This is a genomic window from Roseiflexus sp. RS-1 (assembly GCF_000016665.1).
Taxonomy (GTDB): Bacteria; Chloroflexota; Chloroflexia; order Chloroflexales; family Roseiflexaceae; genus Roseiflexus.
The window spans coordinates 4,449,612-4,463,163 of sequence record NC_009523.1; the positions used below are offsets into that span (position 1 = coordinate 4,449,612).

Consider the following 13,552-nt stretch of genomic DNA (forward strand, 5'->3'; position numbering starts at 1 on the left):
CGCCGTTTTGCTGCGCCCGGCTCACCGCAGGTGACGCGCAGGGTGTCAGCCATCCTGTCGCAACGCAGCAAGAATTAAGGAAGGATAGTGACGCCCATGGCAACCGTAAACGAAGTGGTAAAGAAATGCAAAATGGCTCTTGAAAGCCACTATGGCACCCAACTCAAGGGCGTGATTCTCTATGGATCCACCGCGCGCAATCAGGCTGACTCAATGAGTGACATTGATTTGCTCATTTTGTTAGGCCAACCTTTCGACTATTTTTCAGAACTTCGTCAAGTTATAGATGTGCTGTATCCCATCCAATTAGAGTCGGAGCGGCTTATCTCTGCCAGACCTGTTTCTCTGGAAGAATTTGAGCGCGGAAGTATTCAACTCTATCGAAACGCAAAACGGGAAGGCATATTTGTATGACGTCGGACCGCGAACTGGAAATCGCTGCTGAGGAGGGAATAATGACCACACTCGTGATCAAAACCGACTCGCCGGTCGTCGCCGGTCCGCTCCAGGGACACTGGACGCTGGCGGATTGGGAGGCGCTCCCAAATGACGGCAACCGCTATGAGATCATCGATGGAGTGCTCTATATGACGACTGCGCCACATAGTTTTCACCAGTGGATCATTCTCTCGCTGATCCAGTTCGTCGGGTTGCCAGCGAAGGAACGGGGGCTTGGCTATATGTTTATGGCGCCGATCGGCGTCATTATGCCTGGATGTGATCCAGTTCAACCGGACGTAATCTTCATTCGTGCTGCAAACGCAGAGATCATCCGGAACGGGCGAATCTACGGCGTTCCCGACCTGATCATCGAGGTGTTATCGCCGGGGACGCGCGCGTATGATGAGCGGGTCAAACTGGCGGCATATGCGGCGGCTGGCGTGCCGGAGTATGCAATGGTAGACCCGGAAACGCGCCAGGTGCGCCGCCACCTGCTCGAAGCCCCCGGACGCTACGCAGCGCCGATCGTCGCCGACGCAACAGACCAGGTTGCCTTCGCCTGCCTGCCGGACATTACCTTCCGCGTCGCCGACCTCTTCGCCGGTGCACCGGATACGACAATGTAGAGCAATCGATCCGGTCACGTTCGTCACAAAGTGACGCTTTCGCCAGAGGGGGAACCATGACCGCACTCGTGATCAAAACCGACTCGCCGGTCGTCGCCGGTCCGCTCCAGGGACACTGGACGCTGGCGGATTGGGAGGCGCTCCCGGATGACGGCAACCGCTATGAGATCATCGATGGAGTGCTCTATATGACGACTGCGCCACACAGTTTTCACCAGTGGATTATCCGGCGTCTGGAGCGCTTTATCGGCATCGCGACGGAAGATGCGGGGCCGGCTTACTGCTTTCCTGCACCGGTTGGAGTCATTATGCCCGGCTGCGATCCGGTTCAACCCGACTATGTTGTCGTGCTGCAATCGCGCGCCGACCTGTTCCGCAATGGGCGAATCTACGGCGTTCCCGACCTGATCATCGAGGTGCTGTCGCCGGGGACGCGCGCGTATGATGAGCGGGTGAAACTGGTAGCATATGCAGCGGCTGGCGTGCCGGAGTATGCAATGGTAGACCCGGAAACGCGCCAGGTGCGCCGCCACCTGCTCGAAGCCCCCGGACGCTACGCAGCGCCGGTCATCGCCGATGCAACAGACCAGGTTGCCTTCGCCTGCCTGCCCGACATCACCTTCCGCGTCGCCGACCTCTTCGCCGGAGCGCCGGATACGACGCTGTAGTGCCGGAGTCGCCTGTGCTCTGAAACACGCATCCTTCGGTGTCAGTGCACGACGCCTCTGGCGCAACCCGCCATCCAAACAGCACGTCGCACATAGCACAGTTCAGCATGATTGAACCACGTGCAGCCAGGGTGCGCGGGCATCTTGCCCGCATGAGTGCGCGGGCATGCTGCCCGCATGGGCGCACGGGCATCCTGCCCGCAGGGGTGCGCGGGCGTCCTGCCCGCAGGGGTGCGCGGGCATCTTGCCCGCATGGGTGCGCGGGCATCCTGCCCGCATGAGTGCGCGGGCATCTTGCCCGCATGGGCGCACGGGCGTCCTGCCCGCATGGGCGCACGGGCGTCCCGCCCGCATGGGTGCGCGGGCATCTTGCCCGCATGGGTGCGCGGGCGTCCTGCCCGCATGGGTGCACGATGCACACGACCCCAGCGCCTGGTGTTGAACGTCGCGCTAGCGTTCGATACCCAGCGCCGCAACTGCACGTTTGACGCTCTCTTCGGGCTTGACTTTCACCGCTGCTTCAACAATTGCGCCGTTCTCGTCGATGACGAAGTGACTGCGTTCGATCCCCCAATACTTCTTGCCGTACATCGACTTCTCAACCCAGACGCCATATGCCTCCGCAATCGCGTGATCCTCATCGACCAGCAATGTGAACGGCAGGTTATGTTTGGTCTTAAACTTCTGGTGCGACTTCACACCGTCGGGACTGACGCCGAGCACAACGGCGTTCTTTTCCTCGATCTGCGGGTATGCATCACGAAAACCACACGCCTGCGTCGTACAACCCGACGTATCATCCTTGGGATAAAAATAGAGGATCACCCGCTTTCCACGAAAATCGGACAGTTTGACCGTCGCACCGGTATCGGTTAACGCCGTAAAATCCGGCGCCTGATCGCCAACGTTGAGCGGTCGCTCAGCCATGCATTTGCCTCCACAACCAGATCATGCCTGCTTCACCAATCGTTCTAACGCAACCACGCCCCAGGCGGATGCCGCGTCAGGAAACATGTCGCTGTCCATCCTACCATAACCCCGCTGCACAACCTGCGATCCTCACCAGTGCGACGACTTCCCAGAGCGATACGGCGAAAGGTCGTTGTGTGGCGGACGCCGGTGCGTGAAGATGGCGTGTACTGTGGGGGCGCGCGGGGGCAGTAACTGTTCACACCTGGGGTAATACATGCGCTCGGAGCGAGAGCGTCCCGCCCTCGTCGCATCTATGCGCTCGGAGCGAGGGCGTCCCGCCCTCGTCGCATCCGCGAGGACAAGATGCCCTCGATCCCAGGAGAAATGTGAACACTTACATGGAGATTGAGAATTTATTCCGCTCCACCGCGCTAGCCTTGGGGCTGAAGCCCTCGGCTAGCCAGGGCGAAGCCCGCCTGCGCGGGCTGTAGCGGATTATTTACTCAAAGACCATACCAGGAGCGAAGAAGTTGACCAGGGACATTTATGATCGTATCATTCAAACGTGCGAGACGAGCGTTGTACGTACAGTCGCTGCCGCAACCCTCGTTATACGAGAACTTGACGTGGTTGATCCTTGTATCATTTCAGGAACTAATGCCGCCAAGGTCAACGTCAGGGAGGAATATACGGATGCCATAGACCCCTCCTGGGCAGGTTGCAAAGACGGAGGCTGCATCATAGACACAATCAAGGTTTAGTGGTAAAGCGGTATCGGATCATCCATGATGTCTACGTTCCAGTTGTTCCGCATTTCGGGATAAGGTGATGGAGGCGTGCAGCAGATTGTATAACTTCCGAATTCGATTAAAAATAGTATTCTAAAAATCAAAATAAACCCTGGTAATCTATATAGAGAGGTTCTAGGATGGCAGCCACGAATGTCCACCTACCAACTCCAACCCGAGATTTGGTGACCTCATATATTCAGCAATATAACGACGTACAGAATGTGGTCGAGAATGCGCTTGGCAAACTCATCCGATGTTGCCCAGAAAACAGAACATTCGAAGACGTACTCTTAAAGGTCGTCACGCTCAACGATTTGTATCGAACCGGTATTCTTGCAACCTATCAAGTTGCCGAGCACATTTTCAGACTTCAGGTTGATGATGCGATTCAGGCCGGTGCGCCGGAGATCGTGCATCGGATCGCCCATATCACGTTGGGTGAGAAAGAGCGGAATAACTACTCATTCGCAACCAAGTACTGCGCCTGGCACAATCCAACGGCCTACGCTATCTATGATAGATTTGTTGACCAAATGCTTTGGGGATACCAGAAGCAAGATCGGTTTGCTCAGTTTCGCCAGGAAGAGCTGCGGTGGTATCCACGGTTTATGGAGGTTATCAATGCATTTCGCTCCCATTACCAACTTGAGGATGTCGCATTGAAAGACATCGATAAATTTCTCTGGCTTGCGGGAAAGCAATATTATCCAGGAATATGAGCGACGGCAGCAACAACGTCTGAAACCACCTAAACGGGTGCTGCAATGGATCGTGCGTGATCTGGGTGATGCTTTCCCCGAAGTCGAGAGCACCCAGAATGTCTGTGGCAGTGAAAGGTGTCTTCTCAGACAAATGGAAGGACGGCAAGGCGCAGGGAGGGCAGGGCTTATGGAGATTGAGCATTTAATCCGGTATGCGCCTCGTGCCGTCGGGCTGATGGAGATTGAGAAATACATCTGGTATGCGCCCTTGCCGTGGGGCTGAAGCCCTCGGCTATGGAATGCAAAGCCCGCCTGCGCGGGCTACGGCGGATTATGTACTCAAAGACCATACGCCCTCGGCTCTACGAGGCGAAGCTCGCCTGCGCGGGCTATACCGGAATACTTACTCAAAGACCATCAGCCATTTCTGCACATACGACCACCTGGAGCAATACGAAAACACCAGGCGCCGCGCCAGGTATGCCGATGCCGACCTGTTCGACGACGCTGACAACGACCCCTGCCACCGGTACGTTTTCCGGCGCGACCTGAAGATGCTGGAGGCGCTGGAGGTGAACACTGAAGAGAACACCGTTAAGGTGGACCTGAGCAGGCTTTACGACGGCATTGATATTGCCGGGACGCTATCCAATCTGACCGGCGAGTGGATCGAGCGGATCACCGCCGATTCCGTCAAGGAAGACGGCAAGGTTAGCAGACACGGCGAACCTGGACTGGAAGCGGATCAAGCTGCTCATATGGTGGTGAACATGAAAACGCTGACCGAAATCCGAAACATTATCAGACAGCAGAGCGACATTCTCGCGGACAAATATGGCGTAGCAGTAGTCGCCATTTTCGGATCATATGCGCGGGGTGAACAGGTGGGGGAGAGTGATCTTGACCTGTTGGTGGAGTTTCTCCGCCCGATCAGCCTTCTGGAACTTGTTGGGGCGGAAATTTACCTCAGTGAAGTTCTGGGTGTGAAAGCGGACCTTGTGCCGAAACGCGATGTGCGCGCTGAATTGCGTGAGTCCATTCTCAAAGAGGCTGTCGCCCTATGAGCCGGAACGTCCTCGTCTATATCAAAGACATCCTCCAGAACATGCGGGATGCTGAGCAGTTCATTCAGGGAATGACCTACGAGCAGTTTGTGGCTGACAAGAAGACCGTGAATGCCATCTTGCGATCCATCGAAGTCATTGGTGAGGCGGCTAAACGCGTCCCTGATGATGTTCGCGCTCAATATCCCCAAATCCCCTGGAAAGAAATGGCAGGGATGCGGGATAAGGTAATCCACCTCTATTTCAGCGTAGATAACGAAACGGTCTGGCTCGTGGTCAAGGAGCGCATCCCCTCCTTGCAGCCACTGATCGAACAGATCGTGCGCGATCTGGAGGATCAGGGAACATGACTCGCCTTTACCTGCAAGAAATGGTAGACAACATACGGTTTGACTGCCTGCCCGTCACATGGAATACGTTCGATCTCAGCGCCTTCTCGCGCACGAAGAAGCTGTGGGACTACCAGCGCAAGGCGGTGGAGAACGCTATCAAAACGCTGTGGAAGTATTACGAGAATGTTCATAACTACCAACCGGATGAGAACGCCGAAACGAACCGCGAGCGCAAGCGGAAATTCTTCCGGTGGTATCAGGACAACGGCTTGAGCGAGGCGCTCGATATCTCACTGGCGAAGAGTCATCGGCTGGCGCATCTTTTGCGCGAGTACTACACAGCAGCGGACGGGAAGGTTGCCTACAGGCAGTTCATCAACCGCGCCTGTTTCTGGATGGCGATGGGCATTGGCAAGACGCTGGTGCTGGTAAAGAGGTGTTGCGAGAGCTGATCCAGCGTGGGGAAATTCCGCCGCATGACATCCTGGTGTTGAGTTGTCGTGATGACCTGATCGAGCAACTGAAGCAGCACGTCCACCAGCGAAAGATTGATGGTTACTCGGCTATCTTCGAGAAAGCAAGCAGCGAAAAGAAGGATTTTAACTATAATGGCAAAATGGTAAAGGTGTTCGCCTTCTTGCACACTGCCGATAAAGATGGCCTGCCTGCTAAGTACAGAATGTACTGGTTTGATAACGTGGAGGAGATGCTTACCGGCGTGTTGCAGCAGCGCGACGCGGCTGAACCGGAGCATTCGCACGCCTGGGGTACAAGAGAAACGGAGTCCTGCGCTACATCATTCCGTGAAATTCTGTACTACGTGATGCTATTCCGGTATCAGAGAGCAATTCGCCAGCTCCGGCGCCACCGCCCACGCGGATTACCGCCGATTCCGTTGAGTTTGACGACGGCGAGGCGGCGGACACAACGAACCTAGACTGGAAGCGGACAGGCTGCTGATATGGAGGTGAGCTTAGAGGGCGATCAGAAAACCAGATTTGTGGTATCGTGATGGCGACCATGCCGTTCTGATGAGGAGCAATCTCGTATGCCACGACGTGCACTTCGATCCTATCCAACCAAGGATGCGACCGATCTGACCGATGCGCAATGGGCCGCCATCGCGCCACTCGTCGTCACCCCGTCGCCCAACGGCGGGCGTCCGACCGACATCGATCGCCGCGCGATCGTCAACGCCCTGCTGTACAAACATCGCACGGGCTGTCAATGGCGCATGCGTCCGACGGATGTTCCGCCAATGAGCTCCGTTCGGTACTATTTTGACAAATGGAATCGTGATGGAACGTTCGTCAAAATGAATGATATGCTGCGGAAACTGGCGCGACAAGCGCTGGACCGTGACCCGGAGCCGTCCATCAGCGTCCTGGACTCCCAATCCGTCAAAACGACCGAAGCAGGCGGAGAACGCGGCTACGATGGGGGAAAAAAAGGTCAATGGGCGCAAACGGCAATGCTGGGTTGATACAAAAGGGTTCTTGCTGCGCGTGCTCGTCCATCCGGCGGACATCTCTGATACCGAAGGCGCGGAGTGGCTTTTGGCCGCGCATCATCAATCGTTTCCTCGGATGCAAGAGATTCGGGTGGATGAAGGATACAAACAAGGGTTAAATGAATGGATGCAACAGAACACGACGATACGCCTGAATGTCATTGAAAAACCGCCTGGACAAAAGGGATTTGCCGTCATCCCGAAGCGATGGGTGGTGGAACGCTCGATTGCGTGGGCGGGACGCAATCGCTGGGAGCGGCGAATAATTATTCGCCGCAACAACCGCAATCCAGAATCAAGCGAAGCCTTTCTTTATCTCGGTTCTATTGCAATGCTCCTGAATCGGCTCTATCCGAGATGTTAGTTTTTGATCACGCTCTTACCCGCCGAACAAATGGGATTTGCCCTACAAGCCGATGCCCAAACCCAGACCATCAGCGCGAACAAACTCATCTCCACCGACCCGCCCTACTACGACAACATCGGCTATGCCGACCTGTCGGACTTCTTCTACGTCTGGCTGCGCCGCACGCTCAGACCGATCTTTCCCGACCTCTACGTCACCCTGTCCACCCCCAAGGCTGAGGAGCTGGTCGCGACCCCCTACCGTCACGGCAGCAAACAGGCCGCCGAGCGTTTCTTCATGGAAGGCATGACCCGCGCGCTGCACAACCTGGCTGTACAGGCCCACCCCGCCTTTCCGGTCACCATCTACTACGCCTTCAAGCAGCAAGAAGTGAGGGAAGAGAAGAGAGAAGAGAGAGAAGAGAAAAGAGAAGAGAGAGCGACGGGCGAACCGCGTAATCCCGACTCTCACTCCTCACTCCTCTCCACTCACTTCTCTCACTCCTCACTCCTCTCCACTCACTCCTCCACCGGCTGGGAAACCTTCCTGGAAGCGGTCATCCAGGCCGGCTTCGCTATCACCGGCACCTGGCCCATGCGCACGGAGTTGGGAAACCGTATCCTTGGGCAAGGCGCCAACGCCCTCGCCTCCAGCATCGTGCTGGTCTGCCGACCACGCCCGGCAGATGCCCCCATCGCCACCCGCCGCGAGTTTGTCGCCGCGCTCAAAGCCGAACTGCCGGCGGCGCTGGCGGCGTTGCAACGCGCTAACATCGCGCCGGTCGACCTGGCGCAGGCGGCGATCGGTCCGGGGATGGCGGTCTATACCCGCTATGCCCGCGTGGTGGACGCGCAGGGCAATCCGGTGCGGGTGCGCGAGGCGCTGGCGCTGATCAATCAGGTGCTCGACGAGGCGCTGAGTGAGCAAGAGGGTGATTTCGACGCCGACACCCGTTGGGCGCTGGCCTGGTTCGAGCAGTATGGCTTTGCCGAAGGCGAGTACGGCGTGGCCGAGACGCTCTCGAAAGCCAGGAATACGAGCGTCGAGGGGCTGGTCGCCGCCGGGATGGTCGAAGCGAAACGGGGCAAGGTGCGCCTGCTCACACCGGCGGAACTCCCGGCCGCCTGGGACCCGGCCGGTGATAGCCGGGTCACGCATTGGGAAGCGGTCCATCACCTGATCCGGGTGCTGGAGACCGGCGGTGAAATGCAGGCGGCGGATCTGGCGGCGAAGCTGGGCAGTCGGGCTGATGTGGCCCGCGAGCTGGCGTACCGGCTCTACACCATCTGCGAGCGCAAGAAGCGCCCGGATGAAGCCTTTGCCTACAACGCCCTGGTGCAGAGCTGGGGGGAGATTGCGCGGCTGGCGTGGGAGCGGCGCAGTGATGCGCCGGTTCAGATGAGTTTTGAAGAGTGAGGAGTGAGAAGTGAGGAGTGAGGAACGTGCTCTATTCTTTGCACCCTGGAGCACGGGTGTCCCGCTCTTGCAGGATCTTGTGCGTAAGTATGAACGATAAACGCAAGCCGACATTGATGCCCCAGAGCGTGGGCGTCCCGCTCTTGTGGGATACCCCGGAGCGTGGGTGTTCTGCTCTGGCAGGACCTGAGTATGAACGACAAACGCAAGCCGACATTGATGCTCCGGAGCGTGGGCGTCCCGCTCTCGCAGGACAGCCAGGGGCACGCTGCCTGCGCTCCCGTGATTGGTCACATCGCTGTACGCGGGCGAGACGCCCGCGCACCCAGGTTGTGCAGGGCGGGGATGCGCACCGTTCCAGCGCACTGGGAATATCTCGGAACGACCGTGTGGCGCCTCAGCAGGAAAGCCTCCGATCGATCACGATTTGGTATCACTGCTCATCACTCGTTGCTCACTGCTCATCTCTCACTCCTCTCCACTCGCTTCTCACAAGGAGGACCGCATGGCCATCACCAACCAGGAACGGATCGGGAAAGCGCTTGACCTGCTGCGCCAGGGGTTGCAACCCTTCATCGAGCGCGAGTTGCAGAATCACTATGGCAAATATTGGGTGACGAACGTCACCGGCTCCTGGCGCAATGAGTTGACGTGGCGCGACGATGATACGCCGCATCTCGATAGTGCTGCGCTGCTCAAAATCATGTGGGAGCAGTGGAACGACGTGTTCCGCAAGACCCTGGGCTTTACCGAACGCAGCCTGGTCAGTGAGTTGCGTGAGTGGCGCAACAAATGGGCGCACCAGGAGTCATTCTCGACCGATGACACCTACCGGGTGCTCGATTCGGCGGCCCGACTGCTCAATGCCGTGTCCGCTCCGGCGCAGGCCGATGAGATCGAGCGGATGAAGATCGAGTTGCTGCGCGTGCGCTTCGACGAGCAGGTGCGTGGCGAGAAGCGCAAAGCGGGCGGCTCGCTGATCGAGGCGGCGGCCAGTGGGATGCTCAAGCCCTGGCGCGAGGTGGTGACGCCGCATCCCGACGTGGCCAGCGGTCGCTACCAGCAGGCTGAATTCGCTGCCGATCTGTGGCAGGTGCATCTCGGTGAAGGGAGTGACGAGTACCGCGATCCGGTGGAGTTCTTCCGCCGCACCTACCTGACGGAGAGCCTGAAGCGATTGCTGGTGGGTGCGGTCAAGCGACTCTCCGGACAGGGCGGCGATCCGGTGGTGCAGTTGCAGACCAACTTCGGCGGCGGCAAGACCCACTCGATGCTGGCGCTGTACCATTTGTTTTCCGGTCATAGCCCTGCTGCATTGCCCGGCGTGGATACAGTGCTGGCCGAAGCGAGCGTGACGAGCCTGCCGATGGTGAAGCGGGTGGTGCTGGTCGGCAACAAACTCTCGCCCGGCAACCCGATGGTCAAGCCCGATGGCACAGTGGTGCGCACCCTGTGGGGCGAACTGGCATACCAGCTTGGCGGCGCCGCCGCCTATGCCCGCATTGCCAGCGACGACGAACACGCCACCAGCCCCGGTGACCGACTGCGTGAGCTGTTCAACACCTACGGTCCCTGCCTCATCCTGATCGACGAATGGGTCGCCTATGCCCGCCAGCTCCACGACCAGAGCGACCTGCCGGGCGGCAGTTTCGAGACCCAGTTCTCCTTTGCCCAGGCGCTCACCGAGTCGGCGAAACTGGCGGATCGCTGTCTGCTGGTCATCTCGCTGCCAGCCTCCGATACGGCAACCTCGCCCCACGCTCAGGCGGATGATGTAGAAGTTGGCGGCCTCCGTGGCCGTGAGGCACTGGACCGGCTGCGCAACGTCGTTGGTCGCGTCGAGTCGTCGTGGCGTCCGGCGACCGCTGAAGAGGGGTTCGAGATCGTGCGGCGTCGGCTGTTCCAGCCGATCACCGGTCCGGAGGCCTTCAAGTATCGTGACGTGACGGCGCGGGCGTTTGCTGAATTGTACGCCAACCATGCCGCCGAGTTCCCGCCGGAGTGTCGCGCCACCGACTATGAACGACGCATTCAGGCAGCCTACCCGATCCACCCGGAGATCTTCGACCGCCTCTACGAAGACTGGTCAACGCTGGTCACGTTCCAGCGCACCCGTGGCGTGTTGCGGTTGATGGCGGCGGTGATCCACTGCCTGTGGGAAAAGGGTGACCGCAGTCCGTTGATCCTCCCTTCAACCATTCCGATCGACGATCCACGGGTGCAGTTTGAGCTGACCCGCTACCTTTCCGACAACTGGGCGCCGATTATTCAGAAGGATGTAGACGGGCCCAACTCACTGCCGCTCAAGATCGACGGCGAGACGCCGAATGTCGGCAAGCTATCGGCAACGCGGCGCGTGGCGCGCACCGTCTATCTCGGCTCGGCGCCGAAGGCGGCGGCGCGGCGGGGATTAGAAGATCGCCGCATCAAACTCGGCTGCGTCATGCCGGGCGAGTCGCCGTCCGTGTTTGGCGACGCCCTGCGCCGACTGGCTGCAACCGCGACCTATCTGTACCAGGACGGCAGCCACTTCTGGTACGACACCCAACCCACGGTCACCAAACTGGCTGAAGATCGCGCCGAACAACTCCGCCGCGATCCAGACCGGGTGGCGATGGAGCTGGAAAAGCGCCTGCGCACGAACCTGCGCAACTCAGGCGGCTTTTCACGGGTGCATCCCCTGCCGCGTTCGGGCGCCGATGTTCCAGACGACCTCGAAACCCGCCTGGTCGTGCTGCCGCATGAACATCCATACAGCAAAGAGGCGGACAATGCCGCCGAGAAGGCGGCGCGCGCCATCCTCGAATCGCGCGGCAATGTTCCGCGTCACTATCGCAACACGCTGGTCTTTCTGGCGGCCGACCGGGTGCGGCTCCAGGACCTCGACGAGGCGCTGCGCACGTTTCTGGCCTGGGACTCGATCCTGAGCGAACGCGAGACGCTCAACCTCTCACCGTTTCAGGTCAGGCAGGCCGAAACCCAGCACCGGAGCGCCAACCAGACTGTGGATGCCCGGTTGCCGGAAACCTACTGCTGGCTGCTGGTTCCAGCGCAAGAGAAGCCGCAATCCCCTATGACATGGCAGGCGCTCCGCCTGACCGGAACCGATGCTCTGGCTGTCCGGGCCGGCAAGAAGCTCCAGAGTGAGGAACTGCTCCTGAACAGTCTGGGCGCAACGATCCTGCGCTCCTACCTGGACCGGATACCGCTCTGGCGAGGCGATCACGTGGAGGTGCGGCAGCTTGTGGAAGACTTTGCCAAATACTTGTACCTGCCGCGTCTGGCAGAACCAGGCGTGCTGATCCGGGCGATCTGCGACGGGATCGCCATGCTCACCTGGGCAGACGAAACCTTTGCCTATGCCGAACGCTACGACGAACAGACAGGGCGGTATGCGGGGCTGCAGGCTGGCGAACGAATCACGCTCACCGTAGATGGCGGCGGCGTATTGGTCAAACCCGATGTCGCGCAGAGGCAACTGGAAGCCGATGCGAGAGAAGCGCGCCCAGCAGTGAGCAGCGAGAAGGGAGCGACGAACCCGGGCGCTCCTCACTCCTCTCCGCTCACTCCTCACTCCTCTCCGCTCACTCCTCACTCCTCTCCGCTCACTCCTCACTCCTCTCCGCTCACTCCTCATGCCACGCCGCGCCGGTTCTACGGCGCCGTACACCTTGATCCCAACCGGGTTGGTCGTGATGCCGGTCGCATCGCCGAGGAAGTGATCGCGCACCTGATTGGTCAGCCCGGTGCACAGGTAACGGTGACGCTCGAAATTGAAGCCAGGTTGCCAGACGGCTTTTCTGACAACATTGTGCGCATCGTCATCGAGAATGGTCGGACGCTCAAGTTCAGGAATTGTGAGTTCGAGGAGTGATATTCAATCTGGACAGAGCGCGGGCGTCTCGTGTGCGTCGCGTCTCCGAGGGCACGATGCCCTCGCTCCCAGGCGCAATGCGACTGCTACACCCGGACGGCGTGCGGGCGTCTCGCGCGCATGCGCGCCGGAGGCGCGCGCACCCGGGGCTGACCCTTTACAAGGGTAGGTTTTTGGAAAACCCCTGCGCGCCATCTCCCGTTTCAGGCATCAGGACGCCCAAACTCCCCCTTCTCCCCTTGTGGGAGAAGGGGGTTGGGGGATGAGGGGCAAAGGCGCATAGGAATGCAGAACATCGCTCATCTCTCCCAAAAACTCTACACTTGAGAGGGGCAGACGCATTGGGTCGCCGACGCTTGGCTGGAACTGCAAAAACTCTACACTTGAGAGGGGCAGACCCTGCGGACGTCCCGGTTCGCGTGAACCTGGACGGCGCGCGGGCGTCTCGGTCCGCGTCGCGTCTCCGAGGGCACGATGCCCTCGCTCCCAGGCGCAATGCGACCCCTTCCGTTGAACCTGTTGGACAAGGTTGAACCCTCCTCGGACGACCGCAATCACCATCGCGCGCCTCACGCGGCGACCGAAATGAATTTCGGTCTACCCTCTGCTGGAAACGGGCGCCTCGCGCCTCACGCGGCGACCGAAATGATGGTCTTTGAACAAATAATCCGGTATAGCCCGCGCAGGCGGGCTTTGCCCTGGTTAGCCGAGGGCTTATGGTCTTTGAGTAAATAATCCGCTACAGCCCGCGCAGGCGGGCTTCGCCCTGGCTAGCCGAGGGCTTCAGCCCCACGGCTAGCGCAGTATAGCGGATTTAATTTTCAATCTCCATCAGCCCCACGGCTAGCGGGGATAGCGGAATAAATTCTCA

General features: G+C 59.2%; 10 protein-coding genes and 3 pseudogenes. 12 read left to right on the forward strand and 1 reads right to left on the reverse strand.

All coding sequences use genetic code 11. The annotated features are described in order from the left end of the window. The first annotated feature begins 96 nt into the window (after window positions 1-96). From ROSERS_RS18315 to ROSERS_RS18325, 3 genes are read left to right on the forward strand one after another with little or no spacing between them, the layout of a single operon-like run. Window positions 97-414 carry a nucleotidyltransferase domain-containing protein gene (locus tag ROSERS_RS18315; RefSeq protein ID WP_049767540.1) on the forward strand — a complete coding sequence of 106 codons (318 nt, stop codon included), beginning with the start codon at window positions 97-99 and terminating at the stop codon, window positions 412-414. Window positions 415-455: 41 nt separating this feature from the next. After that, on the forward strand, window positions 456-1,067 hold the full coding sequence (locus tag ROSERS_RS18320) for a Uma2 family endonuclease (protein WP_041335739.1): 612 nt from the start codon (window positions 456-458) through the stop codon (window positions 1,065-1,067). A 56-nt stretch (window positions 1,068-1,123) separates the two neighbouring features. Next, complete coding sequence (locus tag ROSERS_RS18325; protein ID WP_011958253.1) at window positions 1,124-1,735, forward strand: Uma2 family endonuclease; 612 nt, start codon at window positions 1,124-1,126, stop codon at window positions 1,733-1,735. A gap of 450 nt (window positions 1,736-2,185) precedes the next feature. Here the strand turns inward: ROSERS_RS18325 and bcp are convergent, their stop codons facing one another. After that, a complete protein-coding gene (bcp, locus tag ROSERS_RS18330; protein WP_011958254.1) occupies window positions 2,186-2,662 on the reverse strand; it encodes a thioredoxin-dependent thiol peroxidase in 477 nt (158 codons plus the stop codon). Between the two features lie 748 nt (window positions 2,663-3,410). On the opposite strand from bcp, the pseudogene ROSERS_RS26950 reads away from it, so the two are divergent. The 9 genes and pseudogenes from ROSERS_RS26950 to ROSERS_RS18370 form a co-directional block, all read left to right on the forward strand. Then, window positions 3,411-3,532 (forward strand): annotated as a pseudogene (locus tag ROSERS_RS26950) (IS5-like element ISRfsp3 family transposase); the annotation flags it as partial. Window positions 3,533-3,575: 43 nt separating this feature from the next. Beyond that, window positions 3,576-4,157, forward strand: a complete 582-nt coding sequence (locus tag ROSERS_RS18335; protein ID WP_011958255.1) for a hypothetical protein — start codon at window positions 3,576-3,578, stop codon at window positions 4,155-4,157. Window positions 4,158-4,399: 242 nt separating this feature from the next. Next, window positions 4,400-5,203: a nucleotidyltransferase family protein gene (locus ROSERS_RS26510; RefSeq protein WP_198136322.1), complete on the forward strand. Its 804-nt coding sequence runs from the start codon at window positions 4,400-4,402 to the stop codon at window positions 5,201-5,203. Further along, window positions 5,200-5,553, forward strand: a complete 354-nt coding sequence (locus tag ROSERS_RS18345) for a HepT-like ribonuclease domain-containing protein (RefSeq protein ID WP_011958257.1) — start codon at window positions 5,200-5,202, stop codon at window positions 5,551-5,553. The genes ROSERS_RS26510 and ROSERS_RS18345 overlap by 4 nt, the downstream gene beginning before the upstream one ends. Further along, window positions 5,550-5,987: a hypothetical protein gene (locus tag ROSERS_RS18350; RefSeq protein ID WP_011958258.1), complete on the forward strand. Its 438-nt coding sequence runs from the start codon at window positions 5,550-5,552 to the stop codon at window positions 5,985-5,987. Before ROSERS_RS18345 ends, ROSERS_RS18350 begins: the two co-directional genes overlap by 4 nt. After that, window positions 5,975-6,472 (forward strand): hypothetical protein, encoded by a 498-nt coding sequence (locus ROSERS_RS18355; protein ID WP_157041148.1) that lies wholly within the window; start codon window positions 5,975-5,977, stop codon window positions 6,470-6,472. Before ROSERS_RS18350 ends, ROSERS_RS18355 begins: the two co-directional genes overlap by 13 nt. 111 nt (window positions 6,473-6,583) lie before the next feature. Beyond that, window positions 6,584-7,409, forward strand: a pseudogene (locus ROSERS_RS27435) (IS5 family transposase). 33 nt (window positions 7,410-7,442) lie between these two features. Next, window positions 7,443-8,807 (forward strand): annotated as a pseudogene (locus ROSERS_RS18365) (DUF1156 domain-containing protein); the annotation flags it as partial. A gap of 505 nt (window positions 8,808-9,312) precedes the next feature. After that, complete coding sequence (locus ROSERS_RS18370) at window positions 9,313-12,681, forward strand: Swt1 family HEPN domain-containing protein (protein ID WP_011958262.1); 3,369 nt, start codon at window positions 9,313-9,315, stop codon at window positions 12,679-12,681. Window positions 12,682-13,552 lie beyond the last annotated feature (871 nt).